Origin of the sequence: Actinoallomurus liliacearum (genome assembly GCF_039542035.1) — a bacterium.
GTDB classification, from domain to species: Bacteria; Actinomycetota; Actinomycetes; order Streptosporangiales; family Streptosporangiaceae; genus Actinoallomurus; species Actinoallomurus liliacearum.
In genome coordinates this window covers 379,120-401,454 of the sequence record NZ_BAABHJ010000001.1, presented here as the reverse complement: position 1 = coordinate 401,454, position 22,335 = coordinate 379,120, and the positions used below count along the sequence as shown (strand labels likewise).

At 72.3% G+C, this 22,335-nt stretch carries 21 protein-coding genes; 11 read left to right on the top strand and 10 right to left on the bottom strand.

The genetic code is table 11. The features are described 5' to 3' along the window. Positions 1 to 6 precede the first annotated feature (6 nt). On the bottom strand, positions 7 to 822 hold the full coding sequence (locus tag ABD978_RS01885) for an alpha/beta fold hydrolase (protein ID WP_345347122.1): 816 nt from the start codon (positions 820 to 822) through the stop codon (positions 7 to 9). A 95-nt stretch (positions 823 to 917) separates the two neighbouring features. Between ABD978_RS01885 and ABD978_RS01880 the strand changes: the two genes are divergently transcribed. Together ABD978_RS01880 and ABD978_RS01875 are read left to right on the top strand one after the other, a co-directional pair. Further along, positions 918 to 2,261 (top strand): aminotransferase-like domain-containing protein, encoded by a 1,344-nt coding sequence (locus ABD978_RS01880; protein WP_345347119.1) that lies wholly within the window; start codon positions 918 to 920, stop codon positions 2,259 to 2,261. Between the two features lie 95 nt (positions 2,262 to 2,356). Next, entirely contained in the window at positions 2,357 to 3,589 is a 1,233-nt protein-coding gene (locus tag ABD978_RS01875) for an alpha/beta hydrolase fold domain-containing protein (protein WP_345347116.1), read from the top strand. On the opposite strand, the gene ABD978_RS01870 is transcribed toward ABD978_RS01875, so the two are convergent. The 4 genes from ABD978_RS01870 to ABD978_RS01855 form a co-directional block, all read right to left on the bottom strand. Then, positions 3,583 to 4,719: an EAL domain-containing protein gene (locus ABD978_RS01870; RefSeq protein WP_345347113.1), complete on the bottom strand. Its 1,137-nt coding sequence runs from the start codon at positions 4,717 to 4,719 to the stop codon at positions 3,583 to 3,585. The two genes, ABD978_RS01875 and ABD978_RS01870, sit on opposite strands and share 7 nt — an antisense overlap. 182 nt (positions 4,720 to 4,901) lie before the next feature. Continuing rightward, positions 4,902 to 5,297 carry an ABC transporter permease gene (locus ABD978_RS01865; RefSeq protein ID WP_345347110.1) on the bottom strand — a complete coding sequence of 132 codons (396 nt, stop codon included), beginning with the start codon at positions 5,295 to 5,297 and terminating at the stop codon, positions 4,902 to 4,904. 65 nt (positions 5,298 to 5,362) lie between these two features. Next, on the bottom strand, positions 5,363 to 6,418 hold the full coding sequence (locus ABD978_RS01860; protein ID WP_345347107.1) for a DUF2330 domain-containing protein: 1,056 nt from the start codon (positions 6,416 to 6,418) through the stop codon (positions 5,363 to 5,365). A 347-nt stretch (positions 6,419 to 6,765) separates the two neighbouring features. After that, complete coding sequence (locus ABD978_RS01855) at positions 6,766 to 7,005, bottom strand: hypothetical protein (protein ID WP_345347104.1); 240 nt, start codon at positions 7,003 to 7,005, stop codon at positions 6,766 to 6,768. 280 nt (positions 7,006 to 7,285) lie between these two features. Here ABD978_RS01855 and abc-f point away from each other — a divergent pair, with 280 nt between their 5' ends. The 5 genes from abc-f (at position 7,286) to ABD978_RS01830 (ending at position 12,296) form a co-directional block, all read left to right on the top strand. Then, positions 7,286 to 8,884, top strand: a complete 1,599-nt coding sequence (gene abc-f / locus ABD978_RS01850; protein ID WP_345347101.1) for a ribosomal protection-like ABC-F family protein — start codon at positions 7,286 to 7,288, stop codon at positions 8,882 to 8,884. Between the two features lie 126 nt (positions 8,885 to 9,010). Further along, the gene (locus tag ABD978_RS01845; RefSeq protein ID WP_141961196.1) at positions 9,011 to 9,223 is read left to right on the top strand and encodes a helix-turn-helix domain-containing protein; all 213 of its coding nucleotides are present in this window, start codon (positions 9,011 to 9,013) and stop codon (positions 9,221 to 9,223) included. A gap of 121 nt (positions 9,224 to 9,344) precedes the next feature. After that, positions 9,345 to 10,130 carry an enoyl-CoA hydratase/isomerase family protein gene (locus ABD978_RS01840; protein WP_345347098.1) on the top strand — a complete coding sequence of 262 codons (786 nt, stop codon included), beginning with the start codon at positions 9,345 to 9,347 and terminating at the stop codon, positions 10,128 to 10,130. Positions 10,131 to 10,294: 164 nt separating this feature from the next. Continuing rightward, positions 10,295 to 11,353, top strand: a complete 1,059-nt coding sequence (gene bioB / locus ABD978_RS01835; protein ID WP_345347095.1) for a biotin synthase BioB — start codon at positions 10,295 to 10,297, stop codon at positions 11,351 to 11,353. 148 nt (positions 11,354 to 11,501) lie between these two features. Continuing rightward, positions 11,502 to 12,296 (top strand): aldo/keto reductase, encoded by a 795-nt coding sequence (locus ABD978_RS01830; protein ID WP_345347446.1) that lies wholly within the window; start codon positions 11,502 to 11,504, stop codon positions 12,294 to 12,296. A 50-nt stretch (positions 12,297 to 12,346) separates the two neighbouring features. On the opposite strand, the gene ABD978_RS01825 is transcribed toward ABD978_RS01830, so the two are convergent. After that, positions 12,347 to 14,215: a Xaa-Pro dipeptidyl-peptidase gene (locus tag ABD978_RS01825; protein ID WP_345347092.1), complete on the bottom strand. Its 1,869-nt coding sequence runs from the start codon at positions 14,213 to 14,215 to the stop codon at positions 12,347 to 12,349. A 268-nt stretch (positions 14,216 to 14,483) separates the two neighbouring features. On the opposite strand from ABD978_RS01825, the gene ABD978_RS01820 reads away from it, so the two are divergent. The 4 genes from ABD978_RS01820 to ABD978_RS01805 all read left to right on the top strand — a co-directional run bounded on the left by ABD978_RS01820 (position 14,484) and on the right by ABD978_RS01805 (position 17,828). Continuing rightward, positions 14,484 to 16,445, top strand: coding sequence for an ABC transporter ATP-binding protein (locus ABD978_RS01820; RefSeq protein ID WP_345347443.1), 1,962 nt, complete (start codon positions 14,484 to 14,486; stop codon positions 16,443 to 16,445). 134 nt (positions 16,446 to 16,579) lie between these two features. Beyond that, positions 16,580 to 16,762 (top strand): hypothetical protein, encoded by a 183-nt coding sequence (locus tag ABD978_RS01815; RefSeq protein ID WP_345347089.1) that lies wholly within the window; start codon positions 16,580 to 16,582, stop codon positions 16,760 to 16,762. Between the two features lie 122 nt (positions 16,763 to 16,884). Next, entirely contained in the window at positions 16,885 to 17,403 is a 519-nt protein-coding gene (locus ABD978_RS01810) for a hypothetical protein (protein WP_345347086.1), read from the top strand. A 26-nt stretch (positions 17,404 to 17,429) separates the two neighbouring features. Beyond that, positions 17,430 to 17,828, top strand: coding sequence for a hypothetical protein (locus ABD978_RS01805; RefSeq protein ID WP_345347083.1), 399 nt, complete (start codon positions 17,430 to 17,432; stop codon positions 17,826 to 17,828). Positions 17,829 to 18,139: 311 nt separating this feature from the next. On the opposite strand, the gene ABD978_RS01800 is transcribed toward ABD978_RS01805, so the two are convergent. From ABD978_RS01800 to ABD978_RS01785, 4 genes are all read right to left on the bottom strand, one after another. Beyond that, on the bottom strand, positions 18,140 to 19,042 hold the full coding sequence (locus tag ABD978_RS01800) for a sulfotransferase family protein (RefSeq protein ID WP_345347080.1): 903 nt from the start codon (positions 19,040 to 19,042) through the stop codon (positions 18,140 to 18,142). A gap of 169 nt (positions 19,043 to 19,211) precedes the next feature. Continuing rightward, positions 19,212 to 20,321, bottom strand: coding sequence for a glycoside hydrolase family 3 N-terminal domain-containing protein (locus ABD978_RS01795; protein WP_345347077.1), 1,110 nt, complete (start codon positions 20,319 to 20,321; stop codon positions 19,212 to 19,214). Positions 20,322 to 20,509: 188 nt separating this feature from the next. After that, entirely contained in the window at positions 20,510 to 21,265 is a 756-nt protein-coding gene (locus ABD978_RS01790) for an SDR family NAD(P)-dependent oxidoreductase (RefSeq protein WP_345347074.1), read from the bottom strand. Between the two features lie 42 nt (positions 21,266 to 21,307). Continuing rightward, positions 21,308 to 22,048: an SDR family NAD(P)-dependent oxidoreductase gene (locus ABD978_RS01785; RefSeq protein ID WP_345347071.1), complete on the bottom strand. Its 741-nt coding sequence runs from the start codon at positions 22,046 to 22,048 to the stop codon at positions 21,308 to 21,310. Positions 22,049 to 22,335: the final 287 nt, after the last annotated feature.

Sequence of the window (22,335 nt, the reverse complement as noted above, 5' to 3'; positions counted from 1 at the left end):
TCGGGCTCATCGCTCCCCGGGGATCGAGTCGAGGAACCTGCTCAGCGCCTCGTTGAACACGGCGGGCCGTTCCAGGTTGGGCAGGTGCGCGGTGCCCTCGATCACCACCAGCGTGGAACCGGGGACGACCTCGTGCATGAGCCGCGCGTCGGCGATCGGCGTGTACTCGTCTTCGCTGCCGACGACGATGAGCGTGGGCACGCGGACGCGTGCCAGCGACGCGACGTAGTCGGGGCGCTCCGCGCGGCCGAGCTGCGCGGCGGCGGCTCCGTCCGGGGACGTCCCCCGCATCATCCCGAGAACGTGCTCGGCCACCGCGGGATACCGCCGGATGTTGGCCGGCGCCACCATCTTCGGCAGGACCTCCTCCGCGTAGCCGTCCATGCCCTCCCGGAGCAGCCGATCGGCCATCGCCTCACGGGCCCGCCTGCTCTCCTCGGTCTCCGCTTGGGGAGTCGTGTCGGCGAGGATCAGGCCGCGCAGCCGGTCGGGGAACAGCCGGTGGAACTCCATGACGATCTGGCCGCCCATGGACAGCCCACCGAGAACGATCTCAGCCACGCCGAGACGGTCGAGAAGATCGGCGATGTCCTGAGCGAAGACCTGGAGCGGCGTCTTGCCCGGGACGACCGTGCTCCGTCCGTACCCACGCAGGTCCGAGACGATCACCTGCCGCCCGGTTCGGCCGACGTGCTCCACCTGAGGGGCCCACATCGAGCGGTCGAAGGGGTGGCCGTGCACGAGCACCAGGGGCGGTGTGGTGTCGTCGGAGCGGTGGTCGTCGTAATCGATGGTGACCGGACCTTTGGTGAACGTGCCCACGTCAAAGCTCTCCTTTACGCGCCGGGCTTGACGGCTCGATGCTATGGGGAGCAATATCTCGGTGCAATATAAAAAATTGCTCTCGGAGCAAAGTGGTGAGTGAGGGCGTGATGGACGACTACCGGCGGATCGCCGACGCGGTGGCGGCGCAGATCGCCTCCGGCCGGCTGCGGCCCGGCGACCGGCTGCCGCCGCAGCGGCAGTTCGCCCGCAGGCACGGCATCGCCGGCTCCACGGCGGCGCGGGTGTACGGGGAGCTGATCCGCCGCGGCCTCGCGGTCGGCGAGGTGGGGCGCGGCACGTTCGTCCGCGCCGCGGCGCCGTCGAGCGAGCCGGCCCTCGCCGAGCCGACCCGTGCACGGGTGGATCTCGAGCTGAACTTCTCCGTGCCGCCCGAGCAGCCGGCGCTCCTCGCGGAGAGCCTGGGCGGAATGCTGCGCCCCGACGTGCTGGCGGGTGCGCTGGCCCCCATGGGGGCGGCGGGCACGGCCGCCATGCGGGAGGCGGCGGCCGCGATGCTGTCCCGTCCGGGCTGGACCCCCGACCCGGGACGCCTGCTGCTCGCGGGCAACGGACGGCAGGCGATCGCCGCCGCGCTCGCGGCCCTGGCCCCGGCCGGCGACCGCGTCGGCGTCGAAGAGCTGACCTACCCACTGGTCAAGGGCATCGCCGCCCGCCTCGGCATCACGCTGGTCCCGCTCGCGATGGACGAGTGCGGCGTGCTGCCGGAGGCCATCCGGTCGGCCGGGCCGCTGCGGGCCGTCTACCTCCAGCCGACGCTGCACAACCCGCTCGGCGGCACCATGCCCGAGTCGCGGCGCTCCGAGGTGGCGGCCGCTCTCCGGGACCTCGGGATCTACGCGGTCGAGGACGGCATCTACTCGTTCCTCCGCGACGAGCCCGCGCCGCTGGCCGCGTTCGCGCCGGAACGCGTCATCGTCGTCGACAGCCTGTCGAAGCGGGTGGCCCCGGGCCTGACCGTCGGCTTCGCGGTGACACCGGAGGCGATCGGCGGCCGGGTCGCCTCGGCGCTGCGCTCAGGCGGCTGGACCGCTCCGAGGTTCGCCGTCGAGGCGGCGACGCGATGGCTCACCGACGGCACGGTCGCAGCCCTCGGGGAGATGAAACGCCGCGATGCGATGGCCCGCCAGCGGCTCGTACGCGAGCACCTCGCCGAGTTCGCCGTCGACGCCGATCCGCAGGCCTTCCACTGCTGGTGGCGGCTGCCCGACCCATGGCGGGCCGACACGTTCGTCGCGGCCGCCGCCCGTCGCGGCATCGCGGTCACCCCCGGCGCGGCCTTCACCGTCGTCGTGGCTCAGGCGCCCAATGCCGTACGTCTCGCCCTGTCGGCACCGCCGATCGGCACTCTCGCCGCGGCGCTCGAGACCCTGGCGGCGCTGGCCAGGGGCGCTCCCGACGACGCCGAGATCGAGTAGGGCCGGGGGCCTCCGGGGCGTGTGGCGGCGATCACGTTGTCGGCTCGCCGTCCGTGATGGACCGTAAGAGCCGGTCCACGCCTCGGAGGGACCCCATGCCGTACGTTCTCCTCGCCTCGGGCGTCCTCGCGCTGCTGACGACGGTCAACGCGCTCTGGCCCCGGAAGGGGCTCCTGCTGCTGATCCCGGGGTTCTTCACCGCCTGGCTGACGATCGAGCTGGCCCCCTGGGTGCTGGTCGCCGAGGCGGCCGTCACGGCGCTGATCGCCTGGTTCGGCGGTCTCACCGGCGCGGCGGGCCTGGCCGGGCTTCTCGTCACCGCTCTGGGCTGGGCCGGCCTCGTCGTGGTGATGGCGCGGGCCCGCCGGACCACCGTGACCGTTCAGCGGTGGAGCGCGGAACTCGAGCTCGATCCGGGGGAGCGGGCACCGTCCTTCCCCCGGTCGCACGTCGTCCTCCCGTTCCTCATGACCCGGCGCTCCGGGGTGACGCGCACCCGCGACATCGCGTACGGGGACGGGCCCAGGATGCGGCTCGACGTGTACCGGCCGGCGGAGCCCGGCGAGCGGCGGCCCGGGATCATGCAGGTCCACGGCGGGGCGTGGATGATCGGCAGCAAGCGCGAGCAGGGGATCCCGCTGCTGGGCCACCTGGCCGCCAACGGCTGGGTGGGCGTCAACGTGGACTACCGGCTCAGCCCGCGGGTGAAGTTCCCCGACCACCTGATCGACCTCAAGCGCGCGATCCGGTGGTACCGCGAGCACGCCGAGGAGCACGGCGCCGACCCCGAGTTCCTGTGCGTCACCGGCGGCTCGGCGGGCGGCCACCTCGCCGCCCTCCTCGCGCTCACGCCGAACGTCCCGGAGTACCAGCCCGGATTCGCGGACGTCGACACGACCGTGCGGGCGGCCGTGCCGTTCTACGGGGTCTACGACCTCGGCGCCCTCCTGGACGGCGGCTCGAAGGTCTTCGCCTCCGCCATCGAGCGCCACGTGATGGGCGTGCGCCGGGCGGACGGTTCCGAGGCGTACGACAAGGCGTCACCGGCGCACTGGGTCAACGCGGGCGCCCCGCCGTTCCTGGTGGTGCACGGCAGCCTGGACACGCTGGTGCCCGTCGAGCAGGCGCGCTCCTTCGCGGCGCGGCTGAGGAACGTGTCGGCGGCCCCGGTGCTGTACGCCGAGATGAAGGGCGCCCAGCACGCCTTCGACATCTTCCCGTCCTACCGCACCGCCCGCGTCATCGAGGGCGTCGAGCGCTTCCTCACCTGGGTGCGCCGGGCCGAGCACCCCGCCACGGGCCGCGGTCCGGCGGCCGGATCTCAGTGATCCAGCGCGGACAGGCTGCGGATCAGGTCGCCGACCCGTGCGACGCCGAGGCAGCGCCCGATCTCGTCGATCACCACGAGGTCGTCGTAGACGCGTTCGGCGTCGTCGCCCGCGGCGCGGAGGGCCGCGATCGCGGGCACCGTCCGGGGCACCGAACGGGGCGGATCGGCCAGCCGCGCGGCCGGCTTGTGCGCGTGCAGGGCATGGCCGTACGCGCCGGCCAGCCGGAGCAGGAAGCGGGTGCGGTCGACCGTGTGGCGAGGGCGCTCGGTCCGGTCGACGAGGACGACGCTGCTGGTGCCCGGGTCGGCGTTGAACACCGACAGCACCTCCTCGGCGGTGGCCGTGTCGGGCATCACCGTCGCCGGCATCATGAACTCCGTCACGCGCGGGCCGAGCCGGTCACGCTCGAGATCGCGCGAGCCGACCGGGACGGTCACCGGCATGCCGGGCCGCCAGTCCCGGGGCGCCAGCAGCGGCCCCTGCGCCAGCCGTACGCCGCGTCCCCGCAGATGCGTCAGCTGGTCGTCGGAGGCGACGCCCGGAGCGAGCACGTGCCCGCCGATCCGGCGGCCCAGCGCGACGAACGCCTCGGCGATCGCGGCGCGCCGGGGGTCCGTAGCGGCCCGCCGGGTGACCGCGGAGTCGAGGATGAGCACCGTCGGGGCCATGTCGGCGACGAACCGGGTCGGCAGGTCGCCCGCCTCCAGGGCGAGGAGGTACCCGGCCGAGCGGAGCCCGCCGAGCCGCGCGGCGGCCTCGTCGAGCGGCATTCCGGGGTCGCCCGTCAGCGAGACGATGACGCCGCCGGGACGGCGGCCCAGGTCGGCGAGCGTCCGGTGGAGCCGCTCCATCGGCCGGTCGTAGGCGAGAGTGCTCATTCGCAGGAGCAGTTGGAGGGGGAGCAGCGTCTCCGCGCGGGAGAGGGCGCGGGCCGCCTGGATCGCGCGGTCGACCTCGCCGTCCGGGTCGGGAATCCGCGCGCCGGGCACGGCGGGTGCCACGGCCACGACCGTTCCGGCCTCGAGGTCGACGATGGGGTGGAGGGTGACATGCTCCGGCGACGAGGCGTCCGGACGCCCCGCGAACGCGGGCTGCGGGCCGCCGGGGGCGGCGGCGAAAGCTGTCACGGAACGATTCTGCGACGGTTTCGTGGTGCCGGTAGCCCGCTGACCTCACTATTCATCGGGAATTTCACCAGTTGCCGCCCTTGTGATTTCGGGTGGCCCCTGCGCGACCGAAGGGACTTCCGTAACCCGCGGCCTCCGGTCCGGCGCCGACGCGACGCCCGCCGTCCGTCCGGTGCGGAGGCTCAGTAGGTGCGGTTCAGCATCAGGACGGACAGGAAGTAGGTCACCCCGGCGACGGCGGCCAGGCCGGCGAGCAGACCGATCTCGGCGCCGCGCAGCGCCTGGACCAGCAAGGCCGCGACGATCACGCCGACCAGCACGTCACCGGTCATGGCGGCGGCCCGCAGGTGGATCCCGGAGCGCCGGCCGAGTCCGAACGCCTCATGCACGGTGAGGACCGACTCGCTTCGGCGGTAGGCCAGCAGCGCGCCGTAGCCGAGCAGCACGGCGAGGCCCACCAGCCCGGTCGTCGCGTGCCCCCGTGCGGTCTCGGTCACCCCGATCGCCAGGCCGGCCGCCACGGCGAGCGCCGGTGCGATCCACCGGCCCACGCGTCGGCGTTCGGGAGCGATCCACATGCCGAGATCCTCCCACCGGGCGGCCGTTCCCAAACCGGGGGGTGACAGAGATGTCGATCAGTCGGTCAGGGCGTGGTGCGGATGGACCGCCTCGTCCGTGACCGGCGGGCCACGAGGATCGCCACCAGGGCCACGACGACCACGACGGGCAGCGCGAGGACCCACAGGAAGGCGGGCAGGCCCAGGAAGGTCACGAGCCCGCCCTCCTCGTACTCGACCTGCCGGTAGGACGTGTCGGCCGTGTACCCGAAGCCCAGGTCGTCGGTGAAGTCGGCCGGCGGGATCCCCTGGCGCACGAACTCCGTCATGAACGCCCCGCCGCCCAGCAGCGCGCGCAAGCCGGGGGAGGAGACCTGCGCGGGGCGCACCCGGCCCGCGTACGTGGTGAACAGACCCAGCCCGCGGACGGCGACCCGGTGCGGCGCGAGGACGTACAGGTGCACGGCCTGGGGCGTGCTCGCCAGCCGGGACAGCCGGATCGGGTAGACCGGGGAGGCGGCGGCGAACCTGATGCGCAGCGGGTCCAGCTCGCCGGTGAGCGAACCGCTCTCAGGGGCCAGCCTGACCGCCGTGTACGTCCAGTGCCGTGCCACGTACGGTGCCAGCGCCTGGCTGAGGCGGCCCTTCAGGTGGTAGCCGTGCGACGTGAGCCACGCCGCCAGGGCGTGGGAGTCGCCCGCCGACAGCGTCGTCACCTCGAAGGGGCCGAGCCGCTGCTGGGCGAGCACGCCGACCCGGCCGCCCGCCCTGGGTGCCGAAGCGCCGACCTCGCGGTCCCCGCCGCCGAGATCCGGAAGCCAGTGCCTGCGCCGGATCACTTTCGGCTCGGTGAGCCGGTCGAGCTGGTCGAACCAGCCGCGCTCGCCGAGCGACACCGCGGCGCGGGACGGGGTCGGCATCAGCCAGGCGGCGTCACGGGCGCTGGACCGCACCGAGAGCCGCATGACGATCTCCTCGGACGAGCCGTCGTAGCGGACGATGGACGTCTCGTCGGCGACGTTCACTCCCGAGTCCGTCCTCGTGATGAGCGCCCCGCAGCCGCAGGCCCAGGACGGCCGGACGACTCCGAGCGCCGCGACGGCCACGACGAGGGGGACCAGGATCCGGAAGAGCGTACGCATGCCTGGTCGGACGCGGACGACGTCGGCGCGGTTGCACGCCGACGGTCACGATCAGGACTCGCCCGCGGACGCGGCGTGCCGCGCGCCCGTCCTCGTGGGGGCTCTCGAGAAGGTCAGTAGGGGAGCCGGCGGCCGGAAGGAGTGCGCAGGTCGAGTTCGACGACCGGGGTCGGACGCGGGCGCTTGACCTTGATCTGGATACGACGCATCGGTGAGACCTCATCCTCGACGGGGAAGCGGGGCGGAACGGCCGACATCCACTCTTGTCCCCGGGCGGACACGCGACCACGGGGAGACTCCCCGTTCGGGTACCTGGATCGGGCCGGGCCCGGGCCCCGGCCGAGGTGTCACTCCTTGCCGAGCCGCCGGAGCAGGTCGACGCGTCTGTCCTCCATCCGCCCGAGGATCGCCTCCTGCTCCTCCACGTTCTGCAGCTGTACGGACTGCTCCGCAGGGTCGGTGGGGCCGTACTCCTGCTGCCCGATCTGCCGGCGCAGCTCCTTCAGCGTCGGCCGCAGGGACGCTATGTCGTCCTCGACCACCCGGAGCTCCTCCTCCAGCTCCTCCCTGGAGCGTTCGTCGGCCATCACGCGCCTCCCTCTCGTCGTCGGTCTCACCCGCCCAGGTCGGCGGGCCGGCTCGCCGTACACGCTTCCCCTGATCCCGGCCGTCACACGTGTGCAAGATCACCGAGCTCGGCCGGCGCGGCGACGATGTCAAGATCCAGGGGCGGCGTCCCCTACACTGGGGGCATGCTTGCGAGCTGATCAGGCGCTCCAAGGGCGCGGCCGGGCCATCGGGGCCTCCGGGCGGCGCCCTTTTCGTCGTCTCGCCTCTCCCAGCCCGCCCCCCAGGAGCGTTCTCACTGTGATCACCGCCCGTGACATCGAACTCCGCGCCGGCTCCCGTCTGCTGCTCGAGGGAGCCTCGTTCCGCGTCAACCCCGGCGACCGCGTCGGTCTGGTCGGCCGCAACGGCGCCGGCAAGACCACGCTGACCAAGGTGCTGGCCGGCGAGGGCCTGCCCGCCGCCGGCGAGGTGACGCGGTCCGGCACCGTCGGCTACCTCCCGCAGGATCCGCGCACCGGGGACCTCGAGGTCCTCGCCCGCGACCGCATCCTGTCCGCGCGCGGCCTGGACGAGGTCATCAGCCAGATGCGCGCGGCCGAGCTGAAGATGGCGACCGCCGAGGGCGCCGAACGCGACAAGGCGGTCCGCAAGTACGGCCGCCTCGAGGACCGGCTGCACGTGCTCGGCGGGTACGCCGCCGACGCCGAGGCGGCCTCCATCGCCTCCAGCCTCGCCCTGCCGGACCGGGTGCTCGGCCAGCCGCTGCGCACGCTGTCCGGCGGCCAGCGCCGCCGCGTGGAGCTGGCGCGCATCCTGTTCTCCGGCGCCGACACCCTGCTGCTCGACGAGCCGACCAACCACCTGGACGCCGACTCGATCTCCTGGCTGCGCGACTTCCTCAAGTCGCACCAGGGCGGGCTGATCATGATCAGCCACGATGTCGGCCTGCTCGACGCGGTCGTGAACAAGGTCTTCCACCTCGACGCGAACCGCAACGTCATCGACCTCTACAACGTCGGCTGGAAGACCTACCTCACGCAGCGGGAGACCGACGAGCGGCGCCGCAAGCGCGAGCGCGCCAACGCCGAGCGCCAGGCGAACACCCTGCAGACGCAGGCCGACAAGATGCGCGCGAAGGCGACCAAGGCGAAGGCCGCGCAGCAGATGGAACGCCGTGCGCAGCGCCTCCTGGCCGGGGTCGAGGACGAGCGTCAGGCCGACAAGGTGGCCCGGATTCGGTTCCCCGCGCCGGCTCCGTGTGGCAAAACGCCGCTCATGGCACGAGCTTTGTCCAAATCGTACGGTTCGTTGGAAGTCTTCGCGGATGTCGACCTAGCGGTTGATAGGGGCAGTCGGGTCGTCATCCTGGGCCTCAACGGAGCGGGCAAGACGACGCTGCTGCGCCTCCTCGCGGGCGTCGAAAAGCCCGATACGGGCGAGCGTGTCGACGGGCACGGCCTGCGCCTGGGGTACTACGCGCAGGAGCACGACACCCTCGACGTGGACCGCACCGTGCTGGAGAACATGCGCTCGGCCGCCCCCGACCTCCCGGAGACGGAGGTGCGCAAGATCCTGGGCTCGTTCCTGTTCACCGGCGACGACGTCGACAAGCCCGCCGGCGTGCTGTCCGGAGGCGAGAAGACCCGCCTCGCACTCGCCACTCTCGTGGTCTCCAGCGCCAATGTGCTGCTGCTCGACGAGCCGACGAACAACCTCGATCCGGCGAGCCGCGAGGAGATCCTGGGCGCCCTGCGGACGTACGCCGGGGCGATCGTTCTGGTGACCCACGATGAGGGTGCGGTGGAGGCGCTGCAACCGGAAAGAGTGATCTTGCTTCCGGATGGTGTTGAGGACATCTGGAGTGACGAATTTTCCGATCTCGTGGCACTTGCCTGACCTGCAGCGCAACCTTGACACAACGAAGCAGATCTTTTCTGGCGTAGTGGGTAGCCGATCGCGCGCGAATGTCTGATCATGGCTGGGGATAACGCAGCGGTCACCGCATCACTACGGGAGGTACTCGTGGCCGAGACCCTAAAGAAGGGCACCCGCGTGACCGGTGCCGAGCGAGATAAGTTGGCGGAGCAGTTGAAGAAGCGCTACGACTCCGGCGAGAGCATCCGTGCCCTGGCTGCCGCAACCGGACGGTCGTACGGCTTCATCCACCGCATCCTCACCGAGTCCGGCGTGAACCTGCGCGGACGCGGTGGGGCAACCCGCGGTAAGAAGTCCTGACGGACAGCTACTCCCCCCAGCTCTCGGCGCCGGACCGCATGAGAGGCCACCGTGCCCGACCCGCTAGGGTCGGGCGCGGTGGCGGGCCCGTCCGCCACGACGCACGCGTGGAAGGAGCGTCATGGCGGACCTACCGCTCGACCCTGCCGAGCTTCAGCGAGCAGGCCTGCGCCTCGACGTCGACGGCGCCGTGGCGACGATCAGCCTTGCCCGGCCGGAGCGGCGCAACGCCCTGACCTTCAGCACCTGGCACACGCTCGCCCGCATCGGCGAGACGCTGCCCGAGACCGTCCGTGTCGTCGTCGTACGCGGCGACGGTCCCTCCTTCTCCGCGGGCATCGACCTGCGGCTCTTCAGCCCCGAGGGCGTGCCCGGCGAGGACACCTCCGGCCCCCGTGACGAGGAGTTCATCGCGGGACTGCAAGCGGGCTACCTCTGGCTCCGCCGCCCCGACATCGTCTCGATCGCGGCCGTGCAGGGGCACGCCATCGGCGGCGGCTTCCAGCTCGCGCTCTCCTGTGACCTGCGCGTGGTCGCCGACGACGTGAAGTTCGCCATGAAGGAGCCCGCGCTGGGCATCGTCCCGGACCTCACCGGGACCAAGCCGCTCGTCGACATCGTCGGCGTGCCGCGCGCCCTGGAGATCTGCCTGACGACGCGCACCGTCTTCGCCGAGGAGGCCGCCCGTCTCGGCCTGGCCGAGCTGGTCGTGCCCGCCGCCGAGCTCGACTCCGCGGTCGCCGACCTCGTCGCGGCGATCCTCCAGGTCCCGCCGGCCACCGCTGCCGCGACGAAGCGCCTCATTCGGCAGGCGCCGCACAACACCCTCGAGGAGCAGGCGGCGGCCGAGCGCCGCGAGCAGGTGCCCCTGCTCGGCGACCCGGCCGGCGCGTCGCCGGCCTCCTGACCCTCGGCCGCCGGCGCGTCGATGGTCCCGGTCCGCGGCCGCCGGCGGGCACGGGTCGCTCCGGAGCGCGCTCGCGTCAAGTAGATCGCGCCTACAAGCCACGGTCCGCCCTGTTGTGCCGGTGGCTCCTCCGCGCGTCGACCGGCACACGGCAGACTCGCCCCATGGACGATCTCGTGGATCCGATCGTGGCCAAGGCGATGCGCCGGGAGGCGCTGACCCGGGATGAGGCCCGTACGGTGCTCGCCGTCTCTGACGAGGGCACGCTCGAACTGATCGCGGCAGTCGGACGGGTGCGGCGGGCCTTCTTCGGGAACCGGGTGAAGCTCAACTACCTGGTCAACATGAAGAGCGGCCTGTGCCCGGAGGACTGCTTCTACTGCTCGCAGCGCAAGGGGTCCGACGCCGACATCCTGAAGTACTCCTGGCAGGACACCGAGGAGATGGTCCGCGCCGCCGATCAGGCGGTCGCGCGCGGCGCCCGCCGGGTCTGCCTGGTCGCCAGCGGCCGGGGCCCCGCACAGCGGGACATCGACCGGGTCGGCGCGGCCGTCCGGGAGATCGCCGCGCGCGACGTCGAGGTCTGCGTGTGCCTCGGCCTGCTGAAGCCCGGCCAGGCCGAGCAGCTGCGCGAGGCGGGTGCGTTCGCCTACAACCACAACCTCAACACCAGCGCCGAACGCTACGGCGACATCTGCACGACCCACGGTTTCCAGGACCGGGTCGACACGGTCAACGAGGCGGCGGCCGCCGGGCTGTCGCCGTGCTCGGGAGCGATCTTCGGCATGGGGGAGGGCGACGAGGACGTCATCGACGTCGCGTTCGCGCTGCGCGAGCTGAACCCGGACTCGGTCCCGGTGAACTTCCTCATCCCGTTCGAGGGGACACCGCTCGCGGGGAGGTGGGAGCTGACGCCGCTGCGCTGCCTGCGCGTCCTCGCGCTGTTCCGGCTGGTCTTCCCGGACGTGGAGGTGCGGCTGGCCGGCGGACGGGAGATCCACCTGCGCGGCCTGCAGCCGCTCGCGCTGCACGTCGTGAACTCGATCTTCCTCGGCGACTACCTCACGAGCGAGGGCCAGGCCGGCGACGACGACCTGCGCATGATCGCCGACGCGGGCTTCGTCGTCGAGGGCGCCGAACGGTCCGCCGGGCCGGAGGCCCGGCACGACCTCGTCGTCATCCGGGACCGAGGAATAGGGACGGACACAGAGGGCAATACGTGATGGTCCGCCCCCCCCGGCGGCAAAACGGACCCGGCTGGAGGGGAGTTCCGGCCGGGTCCGTACGCTGCCGGGAGGCGATTACTTCGACGACAATGGAAGGACCCTTGTGTCAAGCGTCCCGACGATCACGCTGAACACCAGTGCCGCCATGCCGCAGCTGGGGTTCGGTGTCTGGCAGGTTCCCGACGAGGAGGCGGCCCCCGCGGTCGGCACCGCAATCGAGGCGGGCTACCGCAGCATCGACACCGCGGCGGCCTACGAGAACGAGGAGGGCGTCGGCAAGGCCATCGCCGACGCCGACGTGCCCCGCGACCAGCTGTTCGTGACCACGAAGCTGTGGAACGGCGACCAGGGGTACGACGCCGCGCTGCGGGCGTTCGACCTGAGCCTCGACAAGCTCGGGCTCGACCACGTCGACCTCTACCTCATCCACTGGCCGCTGCCGGCCAAGGACGCCTACGTGGAGACCTGGAAGGCGTTCGAGAAGGTCTACAAGGAGGGCCGGGCCAAGGCGATCGGCGTCTCGAACTTCCAGATCCCGCACCTGCGGCGGCTGTTCGAGGAGACCGACGTCGTCCCCGCGCTCAACCAGATCGAGCTGCACCCGTACCTCCAGCAGGCGGACCTGCGGGCGTTCCACGCCGAGCACGGCATCGCCACGGAGGCGTGGAGCCCGCTCGCCCAGGGCGGCGGGCTGCTCAAGGACGACACGGTCACCCGGATCGCGTCCGCGCACGGCAAGACCCCGGCGCAGGTCGTCCTGCGCTGGCACGTCCAGATCGGCAACGTGGTGATCCCCAAGTCGGTCACGCCGTCCCGCATCAGGGAGAACATCGACGTCTTCGACTTCGAGCTGAGCGACGACGACCTGGCCGCCATCGCGGGCCTGAACCGGGACGAGCGCACCGGCCCGGACCCGGACACCTTCAACCTCGGCGCCTGAGCGAAGCTCAGGATGGGCGGGCGGCGTCACGCCGCCCGCCCATCGTCGTCTCAGCGCGGGGCGACCGGCAGGTGCAGGGTGCTCACCCCGGGCCGCACTGTCAGCCGCGTTCCGGCCGGATAGCGCAGCGTGTAGTCGTAGTCGGTGGACAGCACCACGACGCCCAGCCGGTGGCCCGCCTTGAAGACGTAGTCGTTCGGCTGGAAGTCCCAGGTGAAGTCGTACGTCTTCCCGGCCTTGAGCGGCTCGGTACGGGCCGGGTCGTGCCGGTTGCGGGCGTCCAGCCAGCCACGCGTCACGATCTTGAACGGCTTGGTCTCGGTGACGTGCGCGGTCCGGGTGGTGCAGCCGTCGTCGCCGGGGACGCCCTCGCCGTAGCAGACCTGTTCGCCCGTGCTCGCGACCACACCGGTCGGCCGGGTGTCGGTGCCGTAGTCGACCAGCAGCGCGGTGAGGTACGGCGAGCGGCCGTCGAGGGAGGCACGCAGCGAGATGCGCGGCGTGCCGCCGACCCGCACCGGCTTGGCGAGTTGCGGGGTCAGGTAGACCAAACGGTTCGGATCCGGCGTCGTCGGGTCGGCCGCGAGTTGCTCGGCCGTCCGGGTGCGGCCCGCGTCGACCATCGACTGCGCCGCGCCGCGCTGCGGCTTCGCGGCCAGGTCACCGGAGGTGTTCAGGTGCAGGTCGACGGTGCGCGTGCCGGGCTCCGGCCAGTCCGCGTGCTGCTCCCACTGCCCGGGCGCCCGCTCGATGTCGACGCGCGGCTCCTGCATGATGCCGTTGTCGATCCCGTACAGCCAGTGGTCGAACCAGTGGTGCGTCTGCCGCAGCCATTCCTCGATCCGCCAGCGGAACGGCGTGTTGTGGTTCGCCTGGTGCAGCCACAGCTTCCGGGGGACGCCGGCGCGCGCCAGCGCGTTCCACCACTGCACCGACTGCTTGGTCTTGACGTTCCAGTCGTTCAGGCCGTGCACGACGAACACGGCGGCGCGCACCTTCCGTGCGTCCTGGACGTAGTTCCGCTCGTCCCAGAACCGGCTGTAGTCGCCGGTGTCGCGGTCCTGCCTCGCCTCGATGTCGGCGATGACCTGCTTGCAGATCTCCCGGTCCGCGCGCGTGTAGACGTACTTGGCCAGGACGTCGAGGTCCTCGCCCTGGAAGCCGCCGGGCGCGAGCACGCCGCCGTTGGCGCGGTAGTAGTCATACCAGGAGGAGATCCCGGCGATCGGCACGATCGCCTTGAGCCCCGGCACACCGGTGGCGGCCGCCATGTTCGGCAGCGTCCCGTCGTAGGACTGACCGATCATGCCGACGTTCCCGGTCGACCAGGTCGCCTTGACCGGGGTGCCGTCGGGGGCCCAGCCGCGCGCGCGGCCGGTCAGCCAGTCGACGGCGGCGCGGGCCCCGGCCTGTTCGTTGCGCGCGCCCGAGGTCGGGCAGCCGGTCGAGCCGCCGGTGCCCAGGCTGTCGAGGTCGGCGACGGCGTAGCCGCGCGGCAGGAAGTAGTTGTCGTAGTAACCGGGGAAGGCGCCGGCGAGGACGTCGGCCGACCGGTTCTGCCGCAGCCCGCGGGCGCTCAGGCCGTCGATGTCGACGTCGTGGTTGGGCACGTCATTGCCGCCGGCCCAGTACGGGCTCGGCTCGACGATGGTCGGGACCTTGAGGCCCTGGTCGGTCTCCTTGGGGCGCATGATCCGCATCTGCACCCGGTCCCGGACGCCGTCGTGGTCGCTGTCGACCGGGACCTCGATGTTCACCGTCTGGGTGATGGCGTCGGCGCGGGAGAAGACCGGCTGGGTCTCCCCACCGGACACCGTGACGTGGGGGGTGGGGGCGGCGTCGGCGGGGCGTGCGGAGATGGCGGGCGCGGCGGTGATCGTGGTGATCGCCAGGACCACGCCGAGCGTGCGTTGTCGCATGAAGGCTCCGTTGGGGGGTTGTCGGGGCTTGTGACATTCCACGCAAGATCGACTTCCGGCACAAGTCCTTGGAAGGGGGACTAGGTCGCGGGTCCGGGGTCCGGTTCGGCCGGACGGCGGATGGCGGGGATCCGTGTGCATGGCGCAGGCTGGGATGGAGGCGAGCGACGAACCGGAAACCCGGGGGAATCAACCAACGATCCGGTACGTTCTTGCCGACGCGCTTACATGATTACGTCGCGAATCCTCGGGAGGGACCGCCGTGGGGATGCCGGACAACGGCTGGATGATGATGGCGTCGTTCCGCCGCGACAGGTCGGTCGTCAAGGAACGGCTCAAGGCCGGGACGGTGCGCCGCATCGCCGGCTACGCCCGCCCGTACATCCGGGAGCTCGTGCTCTTCCTGGCGCTGAACGCCGTGGCCGCCGTCATCGTCGTGGCCAACCCGCTGCTGCTGAAGACCATCATCGATCACGGGATCGTGCCGCACCGGACCGGGGTCGTGATCACACTGGCCTCCGCCGTCGCGGGCCTCGCCCTGGTGGAGGCGCTCATCGGCCTCGGCCAGCGGTGGTACTCCGCGCGCATCGGCGAGGGGCTGATCTACGACCTGCGCACCCAGGTGTTCGACCACGTACAGCGCATGCCGGTCGCCTTCTTCATGCGCGCCCAGACCGGTTCGCTGGTCAGCCGCCTGAACAGCGACGTCATCGGCGCGCAGCGCGCCCTGACCACCACGTTGTCCTCCGTCGTCTCGAACGTGATCAGCCTGATCCTCGTGCTGGTCACGATGCTCGTGCTGTCCTGGCAGGTCACGCTGATCGCCCTGGTGCTGCTACCGATCTTCATCTTCCCCGCCAAATGGGTGGGCCGGCGGCTGCAGAAGATCAGCCGGGAGCAGATGCAGCTCGACGCGGAGATGAGCTCGCTCATGACCGAGCGGTTCAACGTCGCCGGCGCGATGCTCGCCAAGCTGTACGGCCGGCCCGAGGAGGAGTCGGCGGGCTTCGCCGACCGGGCCCGGCGGGTGCGCGACATCGGGGTGACGTCCGCGATGTACGGCCGGGTCTTCTTCACCGCCCTGACGCTGGTGGCCTCGCTGGCGACCGCCATGGTGTACGGGGTCGGCGGTTCGCTCGTCGTCGACGGCAGCTTCCAGCTCGGCACGCTCGTCGCCCTGGCGACGCTGCTCACCCGCATGTACGGTCCGCTGACCGCGCTGTCCAACGTGCACGTCGACGTGATGACCGCACTGGTCAGCTTCGACCGCGTCTTCGAGGTGCTCGACCTCAAGCCGATGATCGACGAGAAGCCCGACGCCCGGCCCCTGCCGGAGCGCTTCTCCGCCTCCCCTCGCCCGGACGACCCCGCCGCGTCCGCCGGGTCCGCGGACGATCTGGACCTGCTCGTGGCGGACGACGCGCCGGCGATCGAGTTCGACGACGTGGTCTTCAGCTACCCGGCGGCCGCCGAGGTCTCGCTGGCCTCCCTGGAGTCGATCGCGCGGACCGACACCGCGCCGAGCCGCGAGGTGCTGCACGGAGTGAGCTTCCGCGCCGCTCCGGGGACGATGACCGCACTGGTCGGGCCCTCCGGCGCCGGTAAGACGACCATCACCCAGCTCGTGTCCCGCCTGTACGACGTGACGGAGGGCGTCGTCCGCATCGGCGGCCAGGACGTACGGGACACGACCCTCGAGTCGCTGCGCGGCACGGTCGGCGTGGTCACCCAGGACGCGCATCTGTTCCACGACTCGATCCGCGCCAACCTCGCGTACGCCCGGCCCGACGCCACCGACGAGGAACTGGCCGAGGCGCTCCGGGCCGCGCAGATCTGGGAGCTCGTCGAGAGCATGCCCGACGGCCTCGACACCGTCGTCGGAGACCGGGGCTACCGGCTGTCCGGCGGGGAGAAGCAGCGCCTGGCCATCGCCCGGCTGCTGCTGAAGGCCCCCTCGGTCGTGGTGCTCGACGAGGCCACCGCCCACCTGGACTCCGAGTCCGAGGCCGCGGTGCAGCGGGCGCTGCGCACCGCCCTGGCCGGCCGCACGTCGATCGTCATCGCCCACCGGCTGTCGACGATCCGCGAGGCCGACCAGATCCTCGTGATCGAGGACGGTCGCGTGGCCGAACGGGGCCGGCATGACGAGCTGCTCGCCGGGGGCGGGCTGTACAGCGAGCTGTACCACACGCAGTTCGCCCGGCAGGAAGTGCCCGACGCGGTGCACTGAGCCGCTCGCGGCGACCGGCGCGGACCTCTTGGGCACCGCGCCGGCAGCCGGGAGGCGGCCCGTCCCGCGTACAACGGCCGTTCGCGGGTAGACGGACTCAGCGAGCATTCGTCCACGAGTGAAGGGAACGGTCGATGGCGATGCCGGGTGACCGCGCCCGTACCCATATCCCGCCGCCGCGTGAGATCTGGCCGAGCAGCGAGCTGTTCCGCGAGGTCGGCCGTATCGCCGCCGAAGAGCTCGAACGCCCGGCATCGGACGCCCGCTCGCGGGATTCGGAGAACACCTCTGGTGAGCAGGGCGCCGACCGGTCATGACGCCGGCGGTCGGTTCCGTTTCGGGCAGCGGGGTGGAATCGGCTTTTTGTTTTTGTGGTGATTTGTCGGCGCTCGGTCAGCGCACAGGAATGAGCCGGTGACGACGAGGGTAGATCCTCGGCGTGAGCTTTCCGTATACCAAGCGGGCACACTGGGTGACCGTCGTCGCGTTGATCGCCTGCGCCGGGGCTCTGCTGCTGACCGGCGCGGGGACCGGTGAGCGGACCGACCCGCCGGGCCCCGACGCTCCGTCTGCGGGTCCGGACCCGGGCGCGCCGTACGCCGACCGCTCTCGTGTCTTCGGCCTGGTCATGGCCGGCCCGACGGCGGAGGTCGTGCTGTTCGCGCCGGCCCGCAAGGTCCAGCCCGGCGGGCCGGAGACGGTGCGCCCGGCGGACGTTGGGCGTTACGTCCCGCTGCGGCTGGCGCCCGGAGCGGTGATCCGGGCGTCCGCCCCGATCGCCAACGACGGCGTCACCGACTGGGTACGCGGAGTCCGGCTCACTCCGGAGGAGTTCCGCGCGCTGCTCGCCAAGCTGCAGGCGCGGCTCCATCCGCTGGTGGACCGGTCGCACATGTTCGAGCTGTGGTTCGACGGCCGGGGCCGGGTCACCCGGATGCAGCACTACTTCAGTCCCTGAGTGGGACGCGGATCGGGGGAGACGAGATGAGACGTTCGCACGCCATGGTGGGCGCGGTCTTAGGAGCCGCGCTGGCGATGACCGGCTGCCGCCAGAGAGTCGAGCCGGTGGACCGGGACGTGAACGTCTCCCATCATCAGACCGCCCGGGCCGGGTCCGCCCACCACCGGCCGCTCCGCGAGGGCCGGCACCACCGGCCGTCGATCGCGGGGATCAGGGCGGGGGTCGTCCGCGACGTCCCGGAGCCTCGCAGAGGGGGCCGGCGGCCGCCCCCGCTGCCGGCGAACGGATGCGCCACCGTCCGCGAACCCGGCCACGGCGTCGCCGTGCGCTGCGTGCAGGGATCCGGCGAGGACTTTGACCGATCGCACGACGCCGTCCTGCGCGGGCCCACCGACGCCCCGGACGACGACAACGAGGACTGAGCCCGCTCCGGCGTTCCGGGCCGGCGCCCTGGGACGCCGGCGTCCTGGGGCACCGGCGCGCCGGCGCCCGTTCGGCGCGGGCCGACACCGCGGACCGTCCGCGGGGTTTCACCTGAGCGCATTCTCATCGCAACGCCGCCGTCGCGCGCTCGGGACAGTGTGGGAGCAGGCGGCGAATCGTCACTGCGGAGTGAGCGCGATGGTGAAGAACAGGCGCGGGATGCGGCGGATCACCGCTCTCCTCGTCGGGTGCGGCGCGGCCGGACTGGCGATCGGCTGGCGGTACGCCGAACGCGGGAGCCCGCCGACGGCTATCCCCGGTCGCTGAGCCGGTAGCCGAGACGGGTCAGCTCGGCCCCGGCGATCTTCTCCACCTGGATGACCTGCTTGGGCGTCAGCCCCTCCTGCCACCGGCCGACGCCTCCGTCGTGGAGGCCGTACAGCGCGGTGCGGGAGACCCGCTGGCCGAGGTAGTCGGACAGGGCGGAGACGACCTCGCGGGGCCGGGCCACGAGTTCCTCGTACCGGATCGTGAGCAGCTGCTCCTCGGGCGTCTGCGCCCGGAGCCGGGCACTGAGCCGGATCGCCCCCCGCCAGCGCAGCGCGCACTTGACCGCGACGCCGGCCTGCGGCCAGCGGGCGCGCTCGGTGACGTCCTCGACCCCGAAGAAGGGGTTCGGGAAGACCTCGTCCAGGTTGGCGAACCCGGGCCGGAACCACGCCAGGCAGCGCTCGTCGGTGAGCATTCCGGCGACGACGTCCCGGCCGTCCCGGATGATCTGGATGAGCTGCGCGTCCGGGAAGGCGTCCAGGATCACGTCCGTGCTGTAGATCAGGTCCGGGGTGGCGTCGGCGAACCGCTGGACGCCGCGCGGGTCCGCGCAGGTGCCGTCGGCCCCGATCCGGCCCAGTCCGCGGCAGTCCGCCGGGCACTCGCCGCAGCCCTCGCGCGTCACCTGCCAGGTGTGCGCGTACGCGTCGCGCAGGACGCGCGCCGCGCCCTGCCCCTGCTCATTGGCGATCGAGGGTCGCCGGGCGAAGGCGTACACCGTGCGGACCACGCCGGGGCGTCCCATCGTGACGTGGAACGCGCCCGAGCGCCTGAGCGCGCGGGCGAGGAGGTCCGTTCCCGAGTGGGGTGCGCCCAGGAGGAAGACCGGGCGGCGGACCTTGGTGCCATTGACCACCAGGATGTGGGGGGACGTCGTGCGCATGGGTCCCATAAGTCTGCCACTCTCGTCAGGTCGACTTCGCCCTGATCGCCACTCATGGGGCCTCTCCCCGGATGCGTCGGCCGTGCCCACGACCGGTTGACGGACACATCGGATGTTAGTGCCAGAAAACTGGATTTTGCCGCAGGCGCGAAGAGCCAAACGCGGGAATTCAGCCGGACCTGTGGCGAAGATCGGAGACCCGGGCCCGTGCGGCGTCGAAGGCGCGCCGGTCCAGCCGTCCGCTCCGCAGGGCGCCGGCCAGGCCGGAGACGACCGCCTGCCCGTCGGCGACCCGCTGGGAGCAGACGAGGATGAGGTCCATCCCGGCCCGCGCGGCCGCGACCGCCCGCTCCGCGTACGTGCCGAAGGCCTCCAGCCCCCCGGCGTTGATCGCGTCGCTCACGGTCACGCCCCGGAACCCGAGCCGGTCGCGGAGCGACCCGAGGACGACCGGGGACAGGCCCGCGGGCCGTGCCGGGTCCAGCGCCGGATAGACCGCCCAGGACGGCATCACGAGCCGCACACCGGCCGCGATCGCCGGAGCGTACGGGGGTTCGTCGACGGTCCGCAGGACCGACCGGGGGACCCGCAACGTGACGGGCCGCAGGTCGGTGTTCTCGTCCGGCCCGGCCGCACCGAGCCCCGGGAAGTGCTTGACGGTCGCCGCGACCCCGGCCCGCTGCTGCGCCGTGACGAAGGCGGCGCCCAGCCGGCCGCAGACGGCCGGATCCGTGCTGTACGAGCGGCCCAGCCGATCGGCGAAGTCGCCTTCCGCCCGATGGACGTCGAGGACCGGCGCGAGGTTGACGTTCATTCCGACGCCCGCGAGCAGCCGCCCGGCCTCCGTGCCGGCCCGGGCCGCCGCCGCGGTGGGATCGGATGCCTGGCCGATCTCCTTCTGCGAGCTGACGGGGCCGCCCGGGAGCCGTCGTATCCTGCCGCCCTCCTGGTCGGTCATCAGCAACAGCGGAGCCGGTACCGGACCCGCCTTCCGCGCGGCCTCCAGCCGGCGGGTCGCCGCGGTGATCTGGTCCAGGCTCGTGACGTTGTCCGCGAAGAAGATGACGCCCGCCGCGGTCCCGGCCTCGATCTGCGCCAGCAGCGCGGGCGGCACGGCGGAGCCGGAGTAGGAGAAGATCACACGCTGCCCGGCCTGCTGCTCCGGCGTCAGGCCGCTCCACGGGCGCGCGAGGGCGGCGGGCGCCGGCGCGAGCGCCGCGACGGTCAGTCCGGCGCGGAGGGCGTCCCGCCGGGTCATCGGCCGGTCCGGGTGTTCCATCGCGTTCCCCCGGGTTCGAGTTCGGAGCCCGCCTCCTCGGCCCGGCGAGCGGCCGCGGGCCCGTGGCCCACGCCGCCCGCGTGCGGGCTCTCCCTTCGATTGTGGAACGCCGCCGTGCCCGGGACCGGACCAGGGCCGGTGGGACGACGGCCCGGGTCACCCCGTGCCGCGATCAGGGCACCGGCGGCTCAGTCGCCCACGATGTCGTCGGTCATGCGCTGGTTGCCCGCCAGCAGCCCGCCGTCCACGGGCAGCGTCGTCCCGCTGATCCACGCGGCCTCGTCGGAGGCCAGGAAGGCCACCGCGGCGGCGACGTCGTCCGGAGTGCCGACGCGGCGCAGCGGATACCAGCCGGCGACGCGGTCCAGGACGCCCGGGCGGTGGCTCTCGCGCTCGTCCCACGCGCTGGTGCGGATCGTGCCCGGCGCGACGGCGTTGCAGCGGATCCCGGCCGGGCCGTAGCGCACCGCGACGCTGCGCGTGAGGCTGAGGACGCCCGCCTTGGCCGCGCTGTAGGCCTCGTTCCCGAGATGGGTGATGCCGTTCACCGAGGCCACGTTCACGATGACGCCCCCGCCCCGCCGCAGCATCGCCGGCAGGACGGCCTGGGTGCACAGGAAGGTTCCCTTCAGGCACAGGTCGACGTCCCGATCCCAGGCCTCCTCGGGCAGTTCCTCGAACGCGGCGTCGACCGCGCCGCCGGCGTTGTTCACCAGGACGTCGACGGGCAGGTCCGCCAGCGCCGCCCGGACACCGGCGCCGTCGGTCACGTCGACGGCGACCGCGCGGGCGCCGGGGATCTCACCCGCCGTACGCTCGGCGCTCGCGGCGTCCAGGTCGGCGACGACGACCTGAGCGCCCTCCGCCCCGAACCGCAGGGCGATCGCCCGCCCGATCCCGGCGCCGGCGCCGGTCACCACCACCGAACGCCCGGAGAATCGCATCCACCGATGATGCATCATCGCCGCGTCGGACGGCCGAGCAGGTCAGCGTCCCGGGAACGCGCCTCCGTTGACGTGGATCACCTGACCGGTGATGTGCCCGGCCGCCGGGGACGCCAGGAAGGCCACGGTCGCCGCGACCTCGGCGGGCGTGGCGACCCGCCCGGTGAACGTCTCGGAGCCCGACCGCGCGCGCCGCTCCTCCGACAGCGTGCCGTTGAAGAACTCGGTGTCCTCGACGAGGCCGGGCGACACGGTGTTCACGGTGATGCCCCGCGGGCCGAGCCGCGCTCCGAGGTCGGCGGCCAGGTTGTGCACCGCCGCCTTGGCGGCGCCGTACGACCCGTTGCCGCGCGCGCCGCCGCCGCGCACGCCCGCGATCGAGCCGACCAGGACGACCCTGCCGTTCGCGGCCAGGCGCGGCGTCAACGCCGTCGTCACCATTACCGCGCTGACGACGTTCTGGTCGTACTGCGCGAGCCACAGTTCGCGCAGGCCCGCCAGGTCGCCGTCGGCCGGCGGGGAAAGGCGGCGCGTGGCGTTGCCGCCGGCGTTGTTGACCAGCACGTCGACCCGCTCGGGCAGCGCCGGGAGCGCCTCCTCGACCGCGACCGGATCGGCGGCGTCGAACGCCACGGCCCGCGCCCCGATCGTGGCGGCGGTCTCCTCGAGCACCTCCTTCCGGCGCCCGGTGATGGTCACGTCGACGTTCTGGGCGATCAGCGCCTCCGCGATCGCCCGGCCGATACCGGTCCCGCCGCCGGTCACCACGGCCGTCCGTGTCATGACACACTCCTCGTTCGAGTCCGAACAGCTCGCCGGCCACACTAGGGCCTGTCCCGCGAAGTCGCCGGAGCCGAGCCCAGGCGGGCCACCGCGTGACCGAGGGGTTTCGGATCGTTAAGGAACGGCAAACACCGTATGATCGGCGTGCCGCGTGATGCGCGAGCCGATCGGGGACGTTCTGACCGCAGGGTGTCAGGGGTGAGCTGACACCGGCGTCTTGGTCACGCGACACCTGACCTCTTCCGCTGCGGGGGTTGTTGGTGCCATGCTCTGACGCAGTACATAAC

Excerpts from the sequence above, each read along its gene's own strand:
- ABD978_RS01875 (WP_345347116.1), top strand. The coding sequence starts at position 2,357 with ATGCCGTACGTTCTCCTCGCCTCGGGCGTCCTCGCGCTGCTGACGACG.
- ABD978_RS01865 (WP_345347110.1), bottom strand. The coding sequence starts at position 5,297 with ATGTGGATCGCTCCCGAACGCCGACGCGTGGGCCGGTGGATCGCACCG.
- ABD978_RS01860 (WP_345347107.1), bottom strand. The coding sequence starts at position 6,418 with ATGCGTACGCTCTTCCGGATCCTGGTCCCCCTCGTCGTGGCCGTCGCG.
- ABD978_RS01855 (WP_345347104.1), bottom strand. The coding sequence starts at position 7,005 with ATGGCCGACGAACGCTCCAGGGAGGAGCTGGAGGAGGAGCTCCGGGTG.
- ABD978_RS01840 (WP_345347098.1), top strand. The coding sequence starts at position 9,345 with ATGGCGGACCTACCGCTCGACCCTGCCGAGCTTCAGCGAGCAGGCCTG.
- bioB (WP_345347095.1), top strand. The coding sequence starts at position 10,295 with ATGGACGATCTCGTGGATCCGATCGTGGCCAAGGCGATGCGCCGGGAG.
- ABD978_RS01830 (WP_345347446.1), top strand. The coding sequence starts at position 11,502 with ATGCCGCAGCTGGGGTTCGGTGTCTGGCAGGTTCCCGACGAGGAGGCG.
- ABD978_RS01825 (WP_345347092.1), bottom strand. The coding sequence starts at position 14,215 with ATGCGACAACGCACGCTCGGCGTGGTCCTGGCGATCACCACGATCACC.
- ABD978_RS01820 (WP_345347443.1), top strand. The coding sequence starts at position 14,484 with ATGCCGGACAACGGCTGGATGATGATGGCGTCGTTCCGCCGCGACAGG.
- ABD978_RS01815 (WP_345347089.1), top strand. The coding sequence starts at position 16,580 with ATGGCGATGCCGGGTGACCGCGCCCGTACCCATATCCCGCCGCCGCGT.
- ABD978_RS01805 (WP_345347083.1), top strand. The coding sequence starts at position 17,430 with ATGAGACGTTCGCACGCCATGGTGGGCGCGGTCTTAGGAGCCGCGCTG.
- ABD978_RS01800 (WP_345347080.1), bottom strand. The coding sequence starts at position 19,042 with ATGCGCACGACGTCCCCCCACATCCTGGTGGTCAATGGCACCAAGGTC.
- ABD978_RS01795 (WP_345347077.1), bottom strand. The coding sequence starts at position 20,321 with ATGGAACACCCGGACCGGCCGATGACCCGGCGGGACGCCCTCCGCGCC.
- ABD978_RS01790 (WP_345347074.1), bottom strand. The coding sequence starts at position 21,265 with ATGCGATTCTCCGGGCGTTCGGTGGTGGTGACCGGCGCCGGCGCCGGG.
- ABD978_RS01785 (WP_345347071.1), bottom strand. The coding sequence starts at position 22,048 with ATGACACGGACGGCCGTGGTGACCGGCGGCGGGACCGGTATCGGCCGG.